The sequence below is a fragment of the Mesorhizobium sp. WSM4844 genome (assembly GCF_055811775.1).
On record NZ_JBVVQB010000065.1, the window covers coordinates 1 to 20,470 of the forward strand.

The following is a 20,470-nucleotide window of genomic DNA, read 5'->3' on the forward strand; positions in this document are numbered from 1 at the left end:
CCGTTTACGGGGAGAAATGCCCGGTCCACCCTCCGCAGCTGCTGCGGAGGACGGGCAGGGCAATGAGGGGCGGCGCCGGCTTCGACAATTAGCGGGCGCTACGGAAGCGCAGGAAACCGCAACCGCAGGCCGGCACAAATATGCCCTAAGCCCCCAGCCCTTCGAACAGGATCGTCGACAGATAGCGTTCGGCGAAGGACGGAATAACGACCACCAGGTTCTTGCCCTCGTTCTCCGGCCGCGAGCCGACGACGATCGCCGCCTGCAGGGCAGCGCCCGACGAGATGCCGACCGGCACGCCTTCGAGGCGGGCGACAAGCCGCGCATTGGCGACCGAATCCTCGTTGGAGACCTTGACGATCTCGTCATAGATGGTCGTGTCGAGGATCTTCGGCGCGAAGCCGGCGCCGATGCCTTGGATCTTGTGCGGACCGGGCTGGCCGCCCGACAGCACCGGCGAGGCTTCCGGCTCGACAGCGACGACATGCACGGAGGGCTTGCGCTGCTTCAGCACCTGGCCGACGCCGGTGATGGTGCCGCCGGTGCCGATGCCGGCGACGAAGATGTCGACTTCGCCATGAGTGTCGTTCCAGATTTCCTCGGCTGTGGTGCGGCGGTGAATTTCCGGATTGGCGGGATTTTCGAACTGCTGCGGAATGATGGCGTCGGGCAGCGTCGCGGCCAGTTCGTCGGCCTTGGCGATGGCGCCTTTCATGCCTTTCGGCCCTTCGGTCAGCACCAGTTCGGCGCCGAGCAGCGCCAGCATCTTGCGGCGTTCGACCGACATGGTTTCCGGCATGGTCAGGATCAGCTTGTAGCCCTTGGCGGCGGCGGCGAAGGCGAGCGCAATGCCGGTGTTGCCCGAGGTTGGCTCGATCAGCGTGGTCCTGCCGGGCGCGATCCTGCCCGATGCCTCCAGCGCCTCGATCATCGAGACCCCGATGCGATCCTTGACCGAGCCGATCGGGTTGAAGAATTCGAGCTTGGCCAGCAGATTGGCGACGACGCCCTTTTCCCCGGCGAACTTGTCGAGCCGCACCAGCGGCGTGTCGCCGATCGTCTCGGTGATCGAATTGTAGATGCGGCCGCGGCCGGGCACAGGCACGGTGGTGGCGGGCTTGTTCATTGGTTTCGCTCCCAAGAGGTCAGATGGGCAAGGGTCAGGCAATTAAGTGAGTCAGGCAACTAAGTCTCGACCAGGCAGGATAAAGCCTTCGGCCGCGCAAGCTAGTCTGCCGTTTGAAAATATCCGCTGGGTCGCATGCTGAATACATCCTCGCCCGCAGGTGACGCGCCAGATGCAACCGGCGCCGTCCTCCGCGATAGCCAGCGCCGTCCTCCGGGCATCGCAACACTTGCCAGTCGGCCCCAGACCGCGTCGCCGGAGACGGCGAAGCCGGTCATGAGATCCTCATGTTCGCCGGTCGGCTAGCCGTCCTTGCACCTTTCGGGGTCAGTTCCCGGCGGCGTAGAAATCGTCGTCGAGGCGCTTTTCCAGCGCGACGAGATCGGCCGGCAGCGGCAGGCCCATGGCGCGCATCTCCCCCAGCTTTTCGCGCAACTGCTCCTGTACTTCATGCTGATCCTCGGGCTGGTTGATCATCTGCTCGAGCAACAGGCTGATCTGAGCCTTGAATGATTCCAGCGCCATTTTTTTCTCCTTGAGGTTCCCTAAAGCGTGTCGCGTTAGAAGGGATCCGTGCGACACGCATCGGTTTTTTGGGCGATATGCATTATCGCAGCATGCGGGAAATAAGCTGCGCGGTATAGTCGACCATCGGCACGATGCGTGCATAGTTCAGCCGGGTCGGGCCGATGACGCCGAGAGCGCCGATGACGCGGGCGTCCTTGTCGCGATAGGGCGCCACGACCAGAGACGACCCCGACAGCGAAAACAGCTTGTTTTCCGAGCCGATGAAGATGCGCACGCCGGAGCCTTCCTCGGCGAGGTCGAGAAGCTGGATCAGCCCGTCCTGCGTCTCCAGATCCTCGAACAAATGCCGCAGCAGCTCGATGTCGGCCTGGGCGGTGACATTTTCTAGCAGATTGGCGCGGCCGCGCACGATGAGACGCGCCGGCAAGCCGCTCTCGGCGCCTGCCCAGACAGCAAGGCCCTTCTCGACCAAATCCTGCGACAGCGTGTCGAGGGCGGCCCTGGTCTCTTCCTTGATGCGGGCGATCTCGACCCGCGCCTCGGCCAGCGTGCGACCGCGGATATGGGCGTTGAGGAAATTCGAGGCTTCGTGCAGTTGCGAGACGGTGATGCCAGCGGGCAGGTCGACGACGCGGTTTTCGACGTCGCCGTTCTGCGACACAAGCACGGCCAGCGCCTTGTTCGGCTCGAGCTGGATGAATTCGATATGCTTGAGCGCCACCTCGTTCTTGGCGGCAAGCACGAGGCCGGCGCCGCGCGACATGCCGGACAGCATCTGGCTGGCCTCGGTGAGCATGTGCTCCAGCGTCGCACCAGAGCCGGAGGCGCGCACCTGCGCCTCGATGGTGCGGCGCTCCTCGTCGGAGAGATCGCCAAGCTCCATGAAGGCATCGACGAAGAAGCGCAGGCCGGCCTGAGTCGGCAATCGGCCGGCCGAGATATGCGGCGCGTAGATCAGGCCGAGATGCTCGAGATCGCTCATCACATTGCGGATGGTGGCCGGCGACAGCGAAGACGGCAGGATACGCGACAGGCTGCGCGAGCCGACCGGCTCGCCGTCCTTCAGATAGGAATCGACAATGCGCCGAAAGATGTCGCGCGAGCGCATGTCGAGCGATTGAAGCGCGGGCGATTGAAGCGCGGGGGATTGGAGCGCTGCCGCCGACTGGGAACCGGGATCGACTGCCTTGGTCATTCGAGCCAAATACCTCCGGCCCAAGGATATAGACATCGGCCGCGCCCGCGCAACTGGTCCATTTTCCTTTGCGCCTCTCGTCGCGTGCGGCTACAAGCCGGCCACGACTCCTAAAACGACAAGAAAGAAGCCTGAATGCGCCCTTCCAAACGCCAATTCGACGAAATGCGCGCCATCTCCTTTGAGCGCGGCGTCTCCAAGCACGCGGAAGGCTCGTGCCTGGTGAAGTTCGGCGACACCCACGTGCTGTGCACCGCCAGCCTCGAGGAAAAGGTGCCGGGCTGGATGCGCAATTCCGGCAAGGGCTGGGTGACGGCGGAATACGGCATGCTGCCGCGCTCGACCGGCGAGCGCATGCGCCGCGAGGCTTCGGCTGGCAAGCAAGGCGGCCGCACGCTGGAAATCCAGAGGCTGATCGGCCGTTCGCTGCGCGCAGTGGTCGATCTGCAGGCGCTGGGTGAGCAGCAGATCACCGTCGACTGCGACGTGATCCAGGCCGATGGCGGCACGCGCACCGCCTCGATCACCGGCGGCTGGGTGGCGCTTTACGACTGCCTGCGCTGGATGGAAGCCCGGCAGATGGCCAGCGTCGCCAAGGTGCTGAAGGACCATGTCGCGGCTATCTCCTGCGGCATCCACGACGGCCAGCCGGTCATCGACCTCGACTATCTCGAGGATTCATCGGCCGGCACTGACGCCAATTTCGTCATGACCGGCAAGGGCGGCATCGTCGAGATACAAGGCACGGCCGAGGGCGAGCCTTTCTCGGAAGAGCAATTTGCGGCGCTGATGGAATTGGCCAAGAAAGGCATTGCGCGACTGGTCAGCCTGCAGCAGATGGCTGTAGCTTAACCCTGTCATGACTCCCTCTGCCATCCTCGAATCAGCGCTCTACGTGACCGACCTCGGTGCCGCGGAAAAATTCTACACCGATGTGCTCGGGCTCGATCTGCTGGGCAAGGTCGACGGCAGGCATCTTTTCTTCCGTTGCGGGGACGGCGTGCTGCTCATCTTCAACGCCGAGGCGACCAAGGTGCCGCCGGCGCCCGATGCCAGGCTGAAAGTGCCGCCGCACGGCACGGTCGGCGACGGCCATCTCTGCTTTGCGGCGAGCGCGGACGAGATCGTGCGCTGGAGAGCGCATCTTGAGCGAAAGAAAATCGCCATCGAAAGCGAGTTCGAATGGCCGCAGGGTGGCCGCTCGATCTATATTCGCGACCCCTCCGGCAATTCGATCGAATTCGCCGAACCAAGAATCTGGGGCATCTGATGCATTCGCTTGATGGACATGAGATCGTTGTCGCTAGCCACAATGCCGGCAAATTGCGCGAATTCGCCGATCTGATGGCGCCGTTCGGCATAGAAGCGAAGTCGGCCAAGGAATATGGCCTGCCGGAGCCGGACGAGACCGGCACCACCTTCGAGGAGAACGCCTATATCAAGGCCTTTGCCGCCGCCAAGGCGACAGGCCTGCCGGCATTGTCGGACGATTCCGGCCTGTGTGTCGATGCGCTGGGCGGAGCGCCCGGCGTCTACACCGCCAACTGGGCCGAGGCGCCCGACGGGAGCCGCGACTTCGGCATGGCGATGCAGCGAGCCGAAGTGGCGTTGCAGGAAATCGGCGCGGTTGATCCAGCGCAGCGCAAGGGCCGCTTCGTCGCCGTCATCTGCCTGGCCTTTCCCGACGGCGCGGCCGAATATTTCCGTGGCGAAGTCGAGGGCACGCTGGTATGGCCGCCGCGCGGCGAACTCGGCTTCGGCTACGACCCGGTGTTCGTGCCGGACGGTTTCCAAAAGACTTTTGGCGAGATGACCGCAGAGGAGAAACATGGCTGGAAGCCCGGCCAGCCGACGGCATTGTCGCATCGGGCTCGCGCCTTCCAGAAATTCGCACAGGCCAGACTGGATTTGGCGCGATCGGCGGTGAAATGACCATGCTGCTCGACCGCAGCCCCGGTTTCGGCGTCTACGTGCACTGGCCGTTCTGCGCGACCAAGTGCCCCTATTGCGACTTCAACAGCCATGTCCGCCACCAGCCGGTCGACCAGGAGCGTTTCGCGCGCGCCTTCGAGACCGAGCTTGCGACGATGCGCAACCGCACCGGACCGCGCGAGGTGACCAGCATTTTTCTCGGCGGCGGCACGCCATCACTGATGAAGCCGCAAACCGTGGCGACGGTGCTGGACGCGGTGGCGAAGAACTGGACGGTGCCTGCCGGCATCGAGGTGACGCTGGAAGCCAACCCGTCTTCGGTCGAGGCCGAGCGCTTTCGCGGCTACCGGGCGGCAGGCGTCAACCGGGTGTCGCTCGGCGTGCAGGCGCTGAACGACAAGGATTTGCGCTTTCTCGGCCGGCTGCACAATGTCGATGAAGCGCTGCATGCGATTGGCCTGGCGCGTGAGATTTTCCCGCGGCTGTCGTTCGACCTGATCTACGCACGGCCCGGCCAGACGCCGGAAGCGTGGCAGGCGGAACTCGAACAGGCGATCGGCCACGCCGCCGACCATTTGTCGCTCTACCAGCTGACCATCGAGGAAGGCACGCCGTTCCACGCGCTGCATGCGGCGAGGAAATTCGCTATTCCCGACAATGACCATGCCGCCGATCTCTATGCGCTGACGCAGGAGATCACCGCTGCGCATGGGCTGCCGGCCTATGAGATTTCGAACCACGCCAGATCAGGCGCCGAAAGCCGGCACAATCTGACCTATTGGCGCTATGGCGAATATGTCGGCGTCGGTCCTGGCGCGCATGGCCGCTTCGTCGAAAACCGCCGTCGCGTGGTGACGATCGCCGAACGAATGCCGGAAACCTGGGCCAATCTGGTCGAGGCAAAGGGCCATGGCGTCACCGGCGGCGAGATCCTGACGCGCTCGGAAGAGGCCGACGAGTTCCTGTTGATGGGGCTGAGGCTGGCCGAGGGCATCGACCTCTCTCGCTATGAAGCGTTTTCCGGCCGCGGCCTGTCGACGGCGCGGCTGTCGATGCTGCAGGGCGAGGGGCTGGTGGCGCCGATCGGCAATGCCCGCCTGCGCGCCACGCCGGCCGGCATGATCGTGCTGGACGCCGTAGTGGCCGATCTGGCGCGGTAATATTTGCACGAAGGAATATCCCAGCGCCGGGCCAGCCTGCAATCCGCGACCGATATTTACTTGCAAGCGTGGGCCTGACTGGTCAAGCTTCTGTCGGGTGCCGCTAATATGCGGTTGAAGCAGAGCACGGGGCTAAAATGCGCCTCTTCAACATCGCGCTTGCTGTCATTGCCCTGATCGGCGGGCTGGAGGTGGCGTGGGCTGAAAAACGCGTTGCGCTGGTGATCGGCAATTCGAACTATCAGCGGGTGGCTAGACTTCCCAATCCGAACAATGACGCTGCTGACATGGCGGCCTTGCTCTCAAAGGTAGGGTTCAAAGTATCTCGCAAGATGGACTTGGACCATACCGCGTTCAGGAAAGCTCTGCAGGAGTTCGGTCGCGAGGCGGAAGGTGCAGATTTCGCAATAATCTTCTTCGCCGGACACGGGGTTGAGGTTGAGAATAGAAATTTTCTGGTTCCTACAGATGTCAGCCTGAGCGCTGATTCCGACGTGGAGTTTGAGGCAATCCCGCTCGATTTGGTGATGAACGCGTTGTCCCGTGTCTCCGGCGTGCGAGTGGTTCTACTTGATGCTTGCCGGGACAACCCTTTTATCGCGGCCATGCGCAGATCAAATGCAACGCGTTCCATTGGCAGAGGCTTGGCTGCGATTGAGCCGGCAGCCGGAACCTTGGTCGGGTACGCTGCGAAGGAAGGTACGACCGCATTCGATGGAGGGGGACGGAACAGTCCCTACACTGCAGGGCTGTTGGCGCATTTGGGTGAACCCGGGGTAGATATCCAATTCGTGTTTCGCAAGGTTCGCGACACTGTTCTGGCCGCGACAGGCGGCAAGCAGGAACCATTCACGTATGGATCGCTGCCTGGCAGGGAAATTTTCATTGCCCCTCCTCGTGGCGCAACGACAGTCTCGCCAGCCGACAGCAGCCGAGATGCGAGCCTGACGGAAATCGAGTTGTGGACCTCAATCCGCGGCTCCAAAAGCAGCGGAGCGTTAAAGGATTATCTTCGACTGTACCCGGACGGCCTGTTTGTGCCTCTCGCCAGACTGCAAATTCAACAGTTGGAGAATGCAGATCATCAATCGGACACCGGCCAGGAAGATGCCCCGAACGAACTGGCGAAGCGGATACAGCGCGAGCTTGGCCGCGTTGGGTGTAATCCGGGAAACCCAGACGGCATCTGGGGTGGAAGAACCCAGGAGGCGTTGCGCCGTTTCGCTCGCTACTCCGGCGCTGAGATCGACATGGCGAAACCGACAGAAATTGCTTTGAAGAAACTGGAAGGAAGCACAGCGCGCGTGTGTCCGGTGGTTGCCCGGCCGAATTCGATAGAAAAACCCCGCAATGCGAACAACCCGAACACCCGGCCACGATCGCCAACGGAACAGAAGCGTGCCGCCGCTGCTCCGAGCGCGAGCCGGCCAGCTCGCGTTTGCAGAGCAGAAACCCACGATGAGTGCAGGGTCAGAGCGCGGGCCGCCGGGGCTCGCCGGGGCAGCGGCTTCTGCCGCGATCGACTTACAATCTGCGAATGACGTGCCTCGGCAGAGGCTGCCGATCTGGCGCCGATCACGGCCACGGGTCGTGTGTTGAAGCCGGCGAGAACCGGTAAGCGGCAGCAGAGAGCATGCTGGCGCTCCCATCTTCCACCTCATCCTATCGAAACTCAATAATGTAGCCGTGCGAGCTGTTTTGCGGACCCATATCGTCCCACGTGCTCGCCTTGAGATCGGCCGTGTCGCGGTTGCCGTCCAAATGAGCATAAAACATCGCAAAATCATCACCCTGCTTGTGCTCGTTGGGGTGGTTGGGAAGCCAATTGTTGTAAGTCATTGCCTCGCCGGTCAGCCATCGCCAGCCGCCACGAGGCTCGCGCCCCCCCGGATCCTGCTCAAGGCCGATCCACGGACCCATCTTGTAGGACACTCTTCCGTCGAAGCCAGTTTCGAACATCCGTTCATCAGTCTCGAACAGCCCGTAAATAAAGTCGTTCTCCGCCTTTGACGAGATCGCCGCCAGATGCGCTTCACACCGCTGGGCAGCAGATTTGGCGGTCTGCCAAGACGAGTGGCGATCGTAAACTGCCACATAGAGGCGGCTCCCAAACTCGCCGTAGATGATTTCTTTGCCCCTGAGGCACTGCGCGGCGCGAATAGTGCGCTCATCGGTTTCGAGCCCTTTCAAATCCTCGGGGTCGAAGAGCCGCGCCTCGTCGGCAGATACGACGGAATCCGTGCTCGTGACGCCAACCAGCTCCAGCCTGCTGGCGACGACGCTATTGATGTATCCAGTCTCGGTGAGCCCCAGCGCCTTCTGATATCGAGAGATCGCCCTGCGAGTCTTTTGACCGAGATTGCCGTCCGCCGCACCTATGTCATATCCGAGGTCGGAAAGCGTCAGCTGGATTTCCTTGCGTTGAGACTGCGTCAGCTTCATACGGCGTTCAGCTTCCTGCGGCGACACGAGGCCATCGCCGCCACCTTCGAGCAGACGCAGCGCAGCGCGAGCGCTGTCGGAGAAAGAGCCGGATTGGTGCTTGGCCAAGTAAAGCTGCCAGCCGCGTGCAGTGGCAATGCGCTCGGCCTTTTCGAAATCTATCTGGGCGAGAAAATCGGATGCGGCGACAGCGGTCGCCGGCGCGCTGGCGTTGAAGTAAAATTCAGCGGCAATGTTCGAGACAATCTGCGGCGATTGGAGGTTGTTCGTCTTTATGCGGACATCGCGGATCACACGCTTGAAAGCCGTACCTACCTCTAGCGAAGGGCTGGACATATGTTCAACTAAGGCCGTCGTGAAAGGCGAATTCTCACCGACTCCATCGTAGGCGACCTGGCCAGGCGAAGCGGAGAAGGCGATCATCGTTCCCGAGCCGGTGGAACCCACAGGCGCCAGCCCCTTCAACGCAGCGCCGCGGGTGACGCCTTCGACGCTTGCATTCAGCCGGTCGGCGATCGGATTATTGCGACAGGCATCGACGAAAAGAAGCGACAGCGAGGCTTTCCGCTCCATAGTGCCTATAATGGAATTCAGCGCGATGGCTTCGGCGTCGACATCAAACTCCGACAGCAGCTCGGCATCGAGCCCGAGCAGAAAATTTTCGCCTTTCAGCTGCATCCCGTGGCCAGCGAAGTAGAACAAGGCGGTGTCGGCTGGCCCGATCTTCTTTGAAAAAGTAGAGAGTCCTCTAGCGAAACCGGCCCGGTCGACGTTGATCAGACTGTCTACCTCGAAGCCGTTTTCCTTCAGGAACGCTGTAAAGGCACGGGCGTCGGCGGCGGCGTTCGCCAACGGCGTTGTCGCCGTGTAGGCAGAATTCCCGACTACCAACGCAAGGCGCTTACCTTCAGCAGCGCGTAGCGGCGCTGAAAAGCCCAGCACCATCAGAAGCAAGAAAAATAGAAATGCCTGAAGATTTCTGAGCCCCATGGCTGCCTCTCCTACTGCTGGCGCGACTATTCTAGGCTGAATACCTCGATCATCTCGGCGCGCCCTTTGACCTCGTGATAGCCGCAGGACTTGAAATATTGACTACCTTCAGGCCAGTGCTCGACGAACTGGGCGCTGACCAACAGCGGCTTGTCCAGTTTTCGCGTCAATCCCTCAATACGAAAGGCCAAATTCACGGCATCGCCCAGCGCGGTGTTGATGCCTTTGCCCATAGCGCCGATAGCAACTTCACCCACATGAAGGCCAATGCGGCTGTCGAGTACGATGTCTTGTTGTTCCCGGACCAGTACTCGGGTTGGCGACGTGGCCGCGTCTTCCGCAGCGCGGAGCGCCTGAGCAGCCTGAACCGCAGCGACACAGACATCCGCTGCCGTCTCGTGCCAATAAGCAAATACACAATCACCGATGAATTTGTCGATCGAGGCACCGTAGTGCTTCAAGATCATATTGCAGTCCATGTACCACTCGGCCAGGAGGGCCGCCACCTGTTCCGGGGACAGCCTTGCGCTAATTGCGGTAAACTCCTTCAAATCAGCAACGAACAGCGTGGCCGGCCGGCTCTTGGGGGCTGCCGGGTTGCCCCATTGCGTTTTTGTGTTCGCCACTTGCGAATCGGGATCGGGGGCAGTCGTGCCCTGGTCGAAAACAAAAATCGACCTGCCGAACTGGACGCGATCGCCGGTGTGCAGCACACGCGCGGTTGTGAGCGCCACGTCATTCACATAGCTGCCATTGGCACTGCCGACATCGACAACCCAGTAGTTCGCGCCGTCGCGCCGGATCGTTGCATGCTGGCGCGAAACTTCCCCGTCTTCCAAGCGTATGGTGGAATGTTCGCCACGACCAATCAGGTTGAAATCTCCCAGCCTGTAGGCCTCTCTGCTGCCCAGTGCGGTTAAAGTCGCCGACATGACCCTCTCCCGTACGCTCAAGCGCGCGCACGCAGATTCAATATTAGCACGTTACGAACAGAGGCTGGCGACATTCCAGAGGACGATGAGTTCGTGGACCCAGCGTCTGCTGGAAGCGCGCGTCTCGAACTATCCGGGCTGAATGATGTGGCCGAGCGTTTCCCCCACGCTTTAGAGAGAGGTGTCTCGGCCAATCGCGAAGGTCGCGGTAGTCAGGCGTCGTGCTTGGGGGGGCGCCTGGCGTGGTCTTTCTCGGCGTCCGCCTCACCGTCGCGAGCCGGCTTGGCCTCGCCCTTGTCGCGGCGTGCACGGTATCGATCGCTTGTCGGATGTGGGGGCGCTCCATTGCGGGAGCTTTTGGTTTCAAGGCGGGTGATGAAAATGTCGAAGCGATTGGGCATCGTCTGGTCAGTGCTCCATCGTGCTGCCGGTGCCGGTCGAGGGCTCGATCTCGAGCTTGGTTGCCTTTGACGGCCGACGCTTTCGCGGCTTTTTAGCCGAGCCGGCGCCGGCTTTGGCAGGCAGGCCCTTGTCCTTTCGCACGGCAAAGCGCTTGCGGCCTGCATAGTAGGGTTCGAAAACGTCTTGTATCTTGAGGCTGTCCATCCTGCTCCTCCCGAGATCAGGCATAAATCCGCCGGGCACGGTTTCGTTCCGCAGTGTGGCAAAGGCATGACAGCCGCGTCACTTCGGCATGGGTTTTGCAACCCGGCGTGAGCCGTGCCAAACAGAGCCGAATGCATTCAAGGTCAGAGCCTGACGGGGGACACCGGTGACCGGCGAGTCGGCAAAACGCAGCTACGTGATCGGCCAGACCGAGATACCGGCCCGGCCGCTCGAGCCGGCGCTCTACCTGGTGGCGACGCCGATCGGCAATCTCGCCGACATCACATTACGCGCGCTTGAAACGCTCGCCGCCGCCGACATCGTCGCCTGCGAGGACACGCGTGTCAGTCGCGTGCTGCTCGACCGCTACGGCATCCGCCGCCGCACCACTGCGTATCATGAGCACAATGCCGGCGAGGCCGGCCCAAAGCTGATCGCAGCCTTGCTGGCAGGGCAGAGCGTGGCGCTGATCTCGGACGCCGGTACACCGCTGATCTCCGATCCCGGCTACCGACTGGTCGGCGAAGCGCTCGACCAGGGCATTCGCGTCGTGCCGATCCCCGGCCCGTCGGCGCCGCTCGCGGCGCTGACGGCCTCCGGCCTGCCCTCCGACGCCTTCCTGTTCGCCGGCTTCCTGCCGGTGAAGACCGGCCAGCGGCTGACCCGGCTGGAAGCGCTTAAAACCGTGCCGGCGACGCTGATCTTCTTCGAATCGCCGCGGCGGCTGGCCGAGACGCTCGGTGCCATGGTCGAGGCGCTGGGCGGCGCCCGCAAGGCCGCGATCGGCCGCGAGCTGACCAAGACCTTCGAGGAGATCCGGACCGGCACTTTGCAGTCGCTCGCCGATCATTACGCGGCGGCCGACACGCCGAAGGGCGAGATCGTCATCTGCGTCGGCCCGTCGGACGCAACGGCCGACGAGCCGGCGGACATCGACCGGCTTCTGCTTTCGCTTGCCGCCGAGATGCCGGCCTCCAAGGCGGCGGCGGAAGCCGCCAAGATGACCGGCGGCCAGAAGCAGGCGCTTTACCGGCGGCTGCTCGAACTCAAAGATAGTGGGAAAGAGGGCGACACCGGCAAAGACGGCGACACCGGGAAAGACAGCGATGGCTGAACGCCCGGTCGCCAGCCGCCAGCGCGCCTATCGGCGCGGCCACCGCAGCGAGTGGCTGGCTGCGGCGGCGTTGATGGTGAAGGGCTATCGGATCCTGGCCCGCCGCCACCGCACGCGGTTCGGCGAGATCGACCTGATAGCGCGGCGCGGCAACCTGGTGCTGATCGTCGAGGTGAAGGCTCGCCGCACGCTGGTGGAAGCGATGGAAGCTGTTCGCTGCGAATCGGAGCGCCGCATCGAAAGCGCCGCCGATCTCTGGCTGTCGCGCCAGTCCGACTATGGCAGATTGTCGGTGCGCTTCGACATGGTCGCGGTGCTGCCGTGGCGCTGGCCGGTGCATGTCGAGAATGTTTTTTACGGGCGGAGCTAGGCTCTGGAAGTCGCCGGTGGGATACGGATCGCAGCGCACTGACCATTCCACGTAGAACGCTCCATCGCGGCATAATCCAAGTCGATGCGCCAGTCGGCTCGGTCGTGAATTTCCGGACGTTTGCGATCGCAGCGCCAAGGTTTCGTCCCGGGAAGCAGCGCCGACTTTCAAACGCTGGTTGACTTTCGGCGACAGGCGCCGATTCTCAAGTCAAAGGCGGCCTGCCGAGCAACATGCCGCCCGAACGATCAGCACGATGATCGAGAGCAGCCTTGAACCTGGTCAATCCCCCGAGCCTTGTTCTAAACGGTGTCGAGTTCGATTTCGACGCCGGTCTCCTGCACGGCGAGCATGGTGAAGATGTCCCGCTGAGGCCTCAATCGCTCGCGGTGCTGAAGCATCTGGTCGCCAACGCCAACCGTGTCGTGACCAAGGAGGAGCTCCTGGACGCTGTCTGGCCCGGCATCGCGGTGACGGAAAACAGTCTTTCCCAGTGCATCAGCGAAATCAGGAAAGCCATCGGCGACGAGAAGCAGAGCCTGCTCAAGACAGTCGCGCGACGGGGATATCGCTTTGTCCCCGAAAGCCAAGCGCCCGGCATACCTCACGATCGCTACCCGCAGGTTCACGGCACTGCCTATCCTGACCAGCACGAGACCAAAAGCCGGCGAAGCCTGATATTTGTAAGCGCTGTACTGGCAATCATTGCCGCAGTCGCGGCGTTCATCTGGAGGCCTACATTTGATACGGGAGTGCCGACCTCGCTCTCGATCGCGGTTCTGCCGTTCGCAAATCTCAGCGAAGCCGAGGAGCAGGCCTATCTTGCCAACGGTTTCGCGGACGATCTGACGACAGAGCTGGCGCGCGTTCCCGGCCTGTTTGTCGTCTCGCACAATGCCGCGCGTGCATATCGCAACAGCGGTCTGCCGCCGGCGAAGATCGCGAAAGAGCTCGGCGTCCGCTACCTGCTGGAGGGCTCGGTTCGACGTCTCGGCGATGAAGTGCGCATCAATGCGCACTTGGTCGATGCCTCGACGGTTGGCCAGATCTGGGCCGAGCGGTTCGAAGGTCCATTCAGCGATGTGTTCAAGCTCCAGGACCAGGTGACCGGTCAGATTGTCGCCGCGCTGCAGCTAAAGCTCGTCCCGGGAAAAGCAAACCTGGCCGTGTCCGGCGATACTGACGATCCGGAAGCTTACCAGGCTTTTCGGCGCGCTATCGAGGCGCGACGAACGGATACACCATCAGGCACCGTGGACGCATCTCGCTACCTGCGCCAGGCCCTGGCGCTGGATGCCGATTTCGGCGCGGCGGCCGCGGAATTGGCATGGCTCCACTGGGATGCCGACGACGCGAGGAGACAGGCCCTAGGGCTTGGTTGGACCGAGATCGACGACGAGCTCTACGGCAATCTGGCCATCGCTGCCGGAAATCCGTCGCCCGGTTACTATCAGCTGATTTCCGAGCTTCTGGTCCGGGAGCATAGGTCCGACGAGGCGGTGGCTGCCCTGCAAAAGGCGATAGCGCTCGACCCGAGCGATTCCTGGACCTACGAAGGGCTGAGCCAGGCCCTCATCTTCAACGGCAGGCCGGCTGAGGGGCGAACCTTTCTCGAGGCGGCCCTACGCGTCGATCCCGGGTGGACGGAGTGGCGACACTATCAGGCTGGCTTGGCGGCGTTCGGCCAGGGCCGCTACGAGGAGGCGGTCGCGCAGCTTGAGCAGGTCGATGTTCGGTCGCCCAATCCCTGGACGAAGTTCTACGGCCTGCATGTTCTTGTCGCAGCGCTTGCGCATCTCGATCGCCTGCCGGAAGCGGCCTCAGCCCTGGAGCAGCTCCGAAGCGTGCTGTCGGAAAGGCAGGAGGGTCAGCCGAACCTGCTGATCGCGCAGCAGTTCTTCGTCTACAAGCGACAGGAAGATATCGTTCGCCTGCTCGATGGCTTGAGGAAGGCAGGGGTTTCTGAGCTTCCTGCCGGAATGGAACCCGAATCCGCTGAACGGATGAATGGCGTCGACATCGGTAATCTCATGATCGGACACGAGCTGACGGGACGCCAGGTTCTGCCCGATGTCTTGGCTTACCATGCTGTGATTGCGGCAGACGGCAGCGTGACCCGAACAGTTGGTGAGGAGGTCGTGACCGGTCGAATGTGGGTGCAGGGCGACAGCCTGTGCACCGCCTATCCGCGTAAACTGACGGGCTGTGGCGCCGTGTTCCGCAACCTGAGCGTCACGCCCGGAGCCCCGAACGAATACATACTTCTGTCTCGCGTCAAGCGTTACGAATTCTCGGTCGCGAAGTAGCAGCACTTCGCTGCGTTTACAGCGGCCATGAGAGATTGAGGTTCATTTCGCTCATGCCTTCGGTGGCGTACGGGCCACAACGCTTCAATGCGTCCGCGAAATCCTTGGCCAAGCCCTTGAACGTCTCGGTCTGTGGCGCAACATCGACGATTTGGATGGCACTGACGTGCCCCTCGCGGGTGAAGCTGACGTGGACATCTGCACTGAAGCTGATCCCGCGCATCGCCGTCTGCGTAGGCCAACAGCTTGCTGCCCGTTCGAGAATGTGGCGGCTCAGACCATCACCAGCGGACGCGGTGGTCGCGGCGCCGATCACGAGAACTCCCAAGATGCGGTTGATCATCCTTTATCTCCTCAGTTCGACGCCCGAACCGTGTGGGAACGTCGTGGGAGAGAGGACGCGAGGGCTCGTTCGAAGTCATGATATCGGCGTGAAAAAGTTCTGAAGAGTGGTGAACACAGTCGATTCGGCCATCAGATGCATTCAAGCGGGCGAGAACGACCCCGCGATGACGGCTTCAGTTGGAGGGGCGGGTCTACGCTGGTCGTCTCCCACCATCAGCCGACATTGTTAGACCAAACGAACAAATAGAGCCCTTGGCGACAAAACAAGCGTGCCGCCTCACCCCCGGACGAACAGCGCCGCCAGGCCGACGGTGCCGATAACCAGCCGCCACCAGCCGAACAGCGAATAGCCGTGGCGCGAGACGTAGTTGAGCAGGAAGCGCACGACGATAAGCGCCGCGACGAAGGCGGCGACGAAACCGGCGGCGATGATGGGCAGATCGGCGCTGGTCAGCACATTGCGGTTCTTGAACAGGTCGAAGGCGAAGGCGCCGACCATCGTCGGCATGGCGAGAAAGAAGGAGAATTCCGCCGCCGCGCGTTTGTCGACGCCCAGAAGCAGCGCGCCGACGATCGTCGAACCGGAACGCGACGTGCCGGGGATCAGCGAAAGGCACTGGAACAGTCCGATCTGCAGATAGAGCCGGAGCGGAAACCGCTCGACGTCGTGATAGAGCGGCTTCGGCTTGAAGCGATCCACCCACAGCAGGACCAGGCCGCCGATGATCAGCATGACGCAGATCAGCCTCGGCGATTCAAACAGCACCGTCTTGATGAAGCCATGCGCCAGCGCGCCGATGACGGCCGCCGGCAGAAAGGCGACGAGGATGCCGAGAACGAAATGCCGCGTCACCCGATCACGCGGCAGGTCGACCAGCATCTGCCACAGGCGATGGAAATAGACGCTGAGGATCGCCAGTATGGCGCCGAGCTGGATCAGGATCTCGAAGGCCTTGCCGGTCGAATGGAAGCCGAGAAAATGACCGGCAAGCAGGATATGGCCGGTCGACGAGACCGGAATGAACTCGGTCATGCCCTCGATCATGCCGAGCAGCAGCGCTTCGACAATGGTCTGGCTTTCCATGGAAACCTCGGCGTTCGAGTGAGAGCTTTGAAGAACGGCTTGCTTGTCATGGCGCGGAACTCCTCCTATAGGTCGCAGCACCCTGACGGCCCTTTGAATCGGGGCGGCCCCCTGAATCGGGGCGGCCAAGACTTACCGGCGCAGCCGGCGATTTGCCAGTGCGCTCTATTATCGCGGGACCATGCTGACGCTTTTCCACCACCCGATGTTCGCCACCTGCCGCTTCGTTCGCCTCGCTTTCGGCGAGTATGGCGAGGAACTGGTGCTGATCGAGGAAAAGCCGTGGATGCGGCGCAAGGAGTTCCTGGCGCTGAACCCGGCCGGCACGCTGCCGATCCTGCTTGCCGAGGGCGACGTGCCGATCGTCGGCGCCATGGTCATCGGCGAATATCTCGACGAGACGCGCGGCGTGCTCAAGCGCGACAAGCGGCTGTTCGCCGAGGACCCGATGGAGCGCGCCGAAATCCGCCGGCTGACCGACTGGTATCTCAGCAAGGCCGATAGCGAGGTGACGCGGCACCTGGTGCGCGAGCGCGTGCTGAAGCCGATCATGCCGGAAACGGCGGGCGGCGGCTCGCCCGATTCGGCGGCGATCCGCGCCGCGCGCGCCAACATCCGCCAGCACATGAAATACACCAACTGGCTGGCCGGCACCCGCCATTGGCTGGCCGGCAGCAAGGTCACCTATGCCGACCTCGCGGCTGCGGCTGCGCTGTCCGTGCTCGACTATCTCGGCGAGATCGACTGGCGCGAACACGCTGCCGCGCGCGAATGGTATGCACGGGTGAAATCACGGCCATCGTTCCGGCCGCTTTTGTCCGACCGGGTGCGCGGCCTGTCGCCGGTGTCACATTATGCGGACCTCGATTTCTAGAGCGCAAAATCTGCGCGCGCTGATCGACCGCGAGGCGCGGCGCGCCGGTTTCGATGCCGTTGCCGTCACCACGCCCGATGCCATCCCGCAGGCGCCGGCCCGGCTTGCCGCATTCGTCGCCGACGGCTTCCACGGCTCGATGGGCTGGATCGCCGAGACGCTCGAACGCCGTGGCGAGCCGATGGCGCTTTGGCCCGAAGTTCGCTCGATCATCGTGCTGGCCATGAACTACGGGCCGGACCACGACCCGCGCGCGGTGCTGGGCAAGCGCCAGCGGGGCGCGATCTCCGTCTATGCGCAGAACCGCGATTATCACGATGTGATGAAGGGCCGGCTGAAAGAGATCGCCGGCAAGATCGTGGGGCACTCTGGGAGCGACGTAAAAGTGTTCGTCGACACCGCCCCAGTGATGGAAAAGCCGCTGGCAGAAGCCGCCGGCCTCGGCTGGCAAGGCAAGCACACCAATCTGGTCAGCCGCGAGCACGGCTCCTGGCTGTTCCTTGGCACCATCTTCACCACCGCCGAGCTTGCATCCGATACGCCCGAAGACGACCATTGCGGCACTTGCCGCGCCTGTCTCGACGCCTGCCCGACCGACGCCTTTCCGGCTCCCTACCGGCTCGATGCGCGCCGCTGCATCTCCTACCTCACCATCGAGAACAAGGGGCCGATCCCGCACGAGTTCCGCGAAAAAATCGGCAACCGCATCTATGGCTGCGACGATTGCCTGGCCGCCTGCCCATGGAACAAGTTTGCCCGGGCAGCGTCCGAGGCAAAGCTCGTCGCCCGCGCGGACTTGCGCGAGCCGCCGCTCGCCGATCTGTTGGCGCTCGACGACGCTTCCTTCCGGTCGTTCTTTAGCGGTTCGCCGGTCAAGCGCATCGGTCGCGACCGCTTTGTCCGCAACGTGCTGATCGCCGCCGGCAATTCCGGCGAACCCTCGCTCGGAAACGCCGTGCATGCGCTGCTCGGTGACGCCTCGCCGCTGGTGCGCGGCGCAGCGGTATGGGCGCTGTCACGGCTTGTGCCGGCTTCGGAATTCGCCAAGTCGGCCACCGCTGCGGTGAAAGCAGAAGGCGACGAGGCCGTGCGACGCGAATGGCGCCTGGCGCTGGCAAACCAGATCGAGGCGCATGCATGAGCGAGAAGCAGATCCTCATTTTCGGCGCCGGCTATTCGGGCAAGGCATTTGCCCGCGCCAGCAAGGATGCCGGCACGATCCTTGGCACGACACGCGCGGCGGAGAAATTCGAAGCGCTGCGGCAAGCCGGAATCCAGCCGCTGCTTTTCGATGGCGCGCTGACGCTTGAAATCAGCGACGCGCTCGAGAGAACAACCCACCTGGTCGTCTCGGTGGCGCCGGAAGACGCCGGCGACCCGGTGCTGAATGCGGCGCGCCAGGCAATCGCGAAGATGCCGGCGCTCGAATGGATCGCCTATCTCTCCACCGTCGGCGTCTACGGCGACCATGGCGGCGGCTGGGTCGACGAGACCGCCGAATGCAGGCCGCTGTCGAAGCGCTCGATGCTGCGGGTCGCCGCCGAGCAGGACTGGCTGAAGCTGGGTCGAGACATCGCCCGGCCGGTGGCGATCCTGCGGCTTTCCGGCATCTACGGGCCGGGCCGCAATGCCCTGGTCAATCTGGAAAACGGCACCGCGCGGCGGCTGGTCAAGCCGGGCCAGGTGTTCAACCGCATCCATTGCGACGACATTGCGGGGGCGCTTTGGCATCTGCTCAAGGACACCAGCGGCGGCATCTTCAACGTCACCGACGACCTGCCGGCGCCGCCGCAGGACGTCGTCACCTATGCCGCAGGGCTGATGGGCGTCACACCACCGCCGGAAATTCCGTTCGAGACCGCCCAACTTTCGCCCATGGCGCGGTCCTTCTATCGCGAGAACAAGCGTGTCGCCAACACGGCGATCAAGGCGGCCGGCTATCGCTTCCGCTTTCCCGACTACCGGTCGGCCTTCGACCATATGTGGGTTTTGGGTAACTGGCGCGACGGCGAGGCGCGCAGCCCGATGAAGCGGTCGTGATCGAAATCGCGCGCCGGGCGTGCTATGATTCGACCCAATTTGCAGAGGGGTTCTGCTTTCATGACGATGTTGAAGCGACCATTGCCCGGCAAATCGCTGCTGCTAAAGCGCGTCGCAACGCGCTTTAGATCTCTGTTTATGCATGTCGTTGTCCCAAAACCGCTGCGCACTTTTGGGCGACATGCATTAGCAGCACTCGCCGTCCTCACTTTGGCGGGGCTTGCAGCGCGACCTGCGACGGCCGAAGAGCTGGCGAAAAACCTGTTCGGCGCCAAAAAGCTGCCGGCCGTGGCTGCGCCGCAGTCGATCGGTTTTTATTCCAAGGGCTGCTTTGCCGGCGGCGTCGCCATACCTCTGAACGGCCCAAAATGGGAGGTGATGCGGCCTTCGCGCAACCGCCGCTGGGGCCATCCGACGATGATCGCGCTGATCGAGAAACTGTCGCGCGACGCCGCGGCCGATGGCTGGCCCGGCCTTTTGGTCGGCGACATTTCGCAGCCGCGCGGCGGCCCGATGCTGACCGGCCATGCCTCGCACCAGATCGGCCTCGACGCCGACATCTGGCTGACGCCGATGCCCGACCGCAAGCTTTCGCTCGAGCAGCGCGAAAACATGAGCGCCACCCTGCTTGTCGATGAAAAGACCCATTTGGTGAAAGATGCGCTGTGGGCACCGGCGCATACGCGGCTGCTGAAGCGCGCGGCAAGCTATGCGGAAGTCGAGCGCATCCTGGTCAATCCCGGCATCAAGAAGAAGCTCTGCGACACGGTGAAGGGCGACCGTGGATGGCTGCGCAAGGTAAGGCCGTTCTGGGGCCACGACTATCACTTCCACATCCGCATCGGCTGCCAGCCCGGCTCGCCCAAATGCAAGGCGCAGGAAAACACCGCGCCAGGCGACGGCTGCGACCAGTCGCTGGCATGGTGGTTCACCGAGGAGCCGTGGCGCCCCAACAAGAACCCGGACAGGCCGAAAGCGCGCGACCTGATGACGATGGCGAGCCTGCCCGCAGCATGCCAGGCCGTGCTCGACGGGCCAAATCCGGCTTCGGCGGAGGCGGTCACCTATTATGGCGACTATTATGGCGAGGACGGGGTGCCGGTCGCGGCTGCACCCGTTCTCACCAAGGCTCCGTCGCCGGCGCGGGCATCGGCAAGCGGCGCGGCAGCCCTCCCGGCCACGGCCAACGCCTACGCCGAAACGCCCGAGATCGGCATTCCGCTGCCGCGACCCCGGCCGGGGTACTGAGGCCAGCTAATGTTGGAGACAACCAACTGTTGGGGTCGGCGCCGCCCTTATTGCCCTGCCGGGCATTTCTCCCCGTATAGTGACGGGGAGAAAGGGCTGGCCGCTGCCTTGGCGCCGTTCTTGCAGCGTTGGAGATTGGCGAAACCATCGAGAGCGTCCCTCTCCCCGTCACTATACG

21 protein-coding genes and 1 pseudogene are annotated in these 20,470 nt (G+C 63.0%); 14 read left to right on the plus strand and 8 right to left on the minus strand.

The genetic code is table 11. From position 1 onward, the window contains the following. Positions 1-145 precede the first annotated feature (145 nt). The 3 genes from cysK to hrcA all read right to left on the minus strand — a co-directional run bounded on the left by cysK (position 146) and on the right by hrcA (position 2,849). The gene (gene cysK, locus AC0L2A_RS31160; RefSeq protein ID WP_023803671.1) at positions 146-1,126 is read right to left on the minus strand and encodes a cysteine synthase A; all 981 of its coding nucleotides are present in this window, start codon (positions 1,124-1,126) and stop codon (positions 146-148) included. A 327-nt stretch (positions 1,127-1,453) separates the two neighbouring features. After that, entirely contained in the window at positions 1,454-1,651 is a 198-nt protein-coding gene (locus AC0L2A_RS31165; protein ID WP_023803672.1) for a hypothetical protein, read from the minus strand. 82 nt (positions 1,652-1,733) lie between these two features. Further along, positions 1,734-2,849, minus strand: coding sequence for a heat-inducible transcriptional repressor HrcA (gene hrcA / locus AC0L2A_RS31170; RefSeq protein WP_027155899.1), 1,116 nt, complete (start codon positions 2,847-2,849; stop codon positions 1,734-1,736). Positions 2,850-2,984: 135 nt separating this feature from the next. Between hrcA and rph the strand changes: the two genes are divergently transcribed. The 5 genes from rph (at position 2,985) to AC0L2A_RS31195 (ending at position 7,482) form a co-directional block, all read left to right on the plus strand. After that, positions 2,985-3,701, plus strand: coding sequence for a ribonuclease PH (gene rph / locus AC0L2A_RS31175; protein WP_023803674.1), 717 nt, complete (start codon positions 2,985-2,987; stop codon positions 3,699-3,701). A gap of 7 nt (positions 3,702-3,708) precedes the next feature. Beyond that, on the plus strand, positions 3,709-4,119 hold the full coding sequence (locus tag AC0L2A_RS31180; RefSeq protein WP_473612070.1) for a VOC family protein: 411 nt from the start codon (positions 3,709-3,711) through the stop codon (positions 4,117-4,119). Continuing rightward, positions 4,119-4,781 carry an RdgB/HAM1 family non-canonical purine NTP pyrophosphatase gene (gene rdgB, locus AC0L2A_RS31185; RefSeq protein WP_128169296.1) on the plus strand — a complete coding sequence of 221 codons (663 nt, stop codon included), beginning with the start codon at positions 4,119-4,121 and terminating at the stop codon, positions 4,779-4,781. Before AC0L2A_RS31180 ends, rdgB begins: the two co-directional genes overlap by 1 nt. Continuing rightward, a complete protein-coding gene (hemW, locus tag AC0L2A_RS31190) occupies positions 4,778-5,941 on the plus strand; it encodes a radical SAM family heme chaperone HemW (RefSeq protein WP_473612072.1) in 1,164 nt (387 codons plus the stop codon). The genes rdgB and hemW overlap by 4 nt, the downstream gene beginning before the upstream one ends. A 137-nt stretch (positions 5,942-6,078) precedes the next feature. Then, positions 6,079-7,482, plus strand: coding sequence for a caspase family protein (locus AC0L2A_RS31195; RefSeq protein ID WP_473612073.1), 1,404 nt, complete (start codon positions 6,079-6,081; stop codon positions 7,480-7,482). A 121-nt stretch (positions 7,483-7,603) separates the two neighbouring features. On the opposite strand, the gene AC0L2A_RS31200 is transcribed toward AC0L2A_RS31195, so the two are convergent. From AC0L2A_RS31200 to AC0L2A_RS31210, 3 genes are all read right to left on the minus strand, one after another. Then, positions 7,604-9,373, minus strand: a complete 1,770-nt coding sequence (locus AC0L2A_RS31200) for a caspase family protein (RefSeq protein WP_473612074.1) — start codon at positions 9,371-9,373, stop codon at positions 7,604-7,606. A gap of 26 nt (positions 9,374-9,399) precedes the next feature. Further along, positions 9,400-10,305: an FHA domain-containing protein gene (locus tag AC0L2A_RS31205; protein ID WP_473612076.1), complete on the minus strand. Its 906-nt coding sequence runs from the start codon at positions 10,303-10,305 to the stop codon at positions 9,400-9,402. A gap of 408 nt (positions 10,306-10,713) precedes the next feature. After that, positions 10,714-10,911, minus strand: a complete 198-nt coding sequence (locus tag AC0L2A_RS31210; protein ID WP_023803681.1) for a hypothetical protein — start codon at positions 10,909-10,911, stop codon at positions 10,714-10,716. 166 nt (positions 10,912-11,077) lie between these two features. Here AC0L2A_RS31210 and rsmI point away from each other — a divergent pair, with 166 nt between their 5' ends. The 4 genes and pseudogenes from rsmI to AC0L2A_RS31230 all read left to right on the plus strand — a co-directional run bounded on the left by rsmI (position 11,078) and on the right by AC0L2A_RS31230 (position 14,701). Next, positions 11,078-12,025, plus strand: a complete 948-nt coding sequence (rsmI, locus tag AC0L2A_RS31215) for a 16S rRNA (cytidine(1402)-2'-O)-methyltransferase (protein WP_473612077.1) — start codon at positions 11,078-11,080, stop codon at positions 12,023-12,025. Then, the gene (locus tag AC0L2A_RS31220; RefSeq protein WP_091592007.1) at positions 12,018-12,395 is read left to right on the plus strand and encodes a YraN family protein; all 378 of its coding nucleotides are present in this window, start codon (positions 12,018-12,020) and stop codon (positions 12,393-12,395) included. Before rsmI ends, AC0L2A_RS31220 begins: the two co-directional genes overlap by 8 nt. Positions 12,396-12,784: 389 nt before the next feature. Beyond that, positions 12,785-12,910, plus strand: a pseudogene (locus tag AC0L2A_RS31225) (winged helix-turn-helix domain-containing protein); the annotation flags it as partial. Positions 12,911-13,396: 486 nt separating this feature from the next. Beyond that, complete coding sequence (locus AC0L2A_RS31230; RefSeq protein ID WP_473612091.1) at positions 13,397-14,701, plus strand: tetratricopeptide repeat protein; 1,305 nt, start codon at positions 13,397-13,399, stop codon at positions 14,699-14,701. A 16-nt stretch (positions 14,702-14,717) separates the two neighbouring features. Here the strand turns inward: AC0L2A_RS31230 and AC0L2A_RS31235 are convergent, their stop codons facing one another. Together AC0L2A_RS31235 and AC0L2A_RS31240 are read right to left on the minus strand one after the other, a co-directional pair. Next, positions 14,718-15,044 carry a hypothetical protein gene (locus AC0L2A_RS31235; protein ID WP_473612078.1) on the minus strand — a complete coding sequence of 109 codons (327 nt, stop codon included), beginning with the start codon at positions 15,042-15,044 and terminating at the stop codon, positions 14,718-14,720. 279 nt (positions 15,045-15,323) lie between these two features. After that, complete coding sequence (locus AC0L2A_RS31240; protein WP_287221572.1) at positions 15,324-16,130, minus strand: undecaprenyl-diphosphate phosphatase; 807 nt, start codon at positions 16,128-16,130, stop codon at positions 15,324-15,326. Positions 16,131-16,311: 181 nt separating this feature from the next. On the opposite strand from AC0L2A_RS31240, the gene AC0L2A_RS31245 reads away from it, so the two are divergent. Genes AC0L2A_RS31245 through mepA form a run of 5 tightly spaced genes read left to right on the plus strand, consistent with a single transcriptional unit; the run spans position 16,312 to position 20,292 of the window. Continuing rightward, positions 16,312-17,004 (plus strand): glutathione S-transferase family protein, encoded by a 693-nt coding sequence (locus AC0L2A_RS31245; protein WP_473612080.1) that lies wholly within the window; start codon positions 16,312-16,314, stop codon positions 17,002-17,004. Next, on the plus strand, positions 16,985-18,145 hold the full coding sequence (gene queG, locus AC0L2A_RS31250; protein WP_473612081.1) for a tRNA epoxyqueuosine(34) reductase QueG: 1,161 nt from the start codon (positions 16,985-16,987) through the stop codon (positions 18,143-18,145). Before AC0L2A_RS31245 ends, queG begins: the two co-directional genes overlap by 20 nt. Further along, on the plus strand, positions 18,142-19,044 hold the full coding sequence (locus AC0L2A_RS31255) for an SDR family oxidoreductase (RefSeq protein WP_473612082.1): 903 nt from the start codon (positions 18,142-18,144) through the stop codon (positions 19,042-19,044). The genes queG and AC0L2A_RS31255 overlap by 4 nt, the downstream gene beginning before the upstream one ends. Beyond that, the gene (locus tag AC0L2A_RS31260; protein ID WP_268931311.1) at positions 19,041-19,172 is read left to right on the plus strand and encodes a hypothetical protein; all 132 of its coding nucleotides are present in this window, start codon (positions 19,041-19,043) and stop codon (positions 19,170-19,172) included. Before AC0L2A_RS31255 ends, AC0L2A_RS31260 begins: the two co-directional genes overlap by 4 nt. Before the next feature lie 10 nt (positions 19,173-19,182). Next, complete coding sequence (gene mepA / locus AC0L2A_RS31265; protein ID WP_473612084.1) at positions 19,183-20,292, plus strand: penicillin-insensitive murein endopeptidase; 1,110 nt, start codon at positions 19,183-19,185, stop codon at positions 20,290-20,292. Positions 20,293-20,470: the final 178 nt, after the last annotated feature.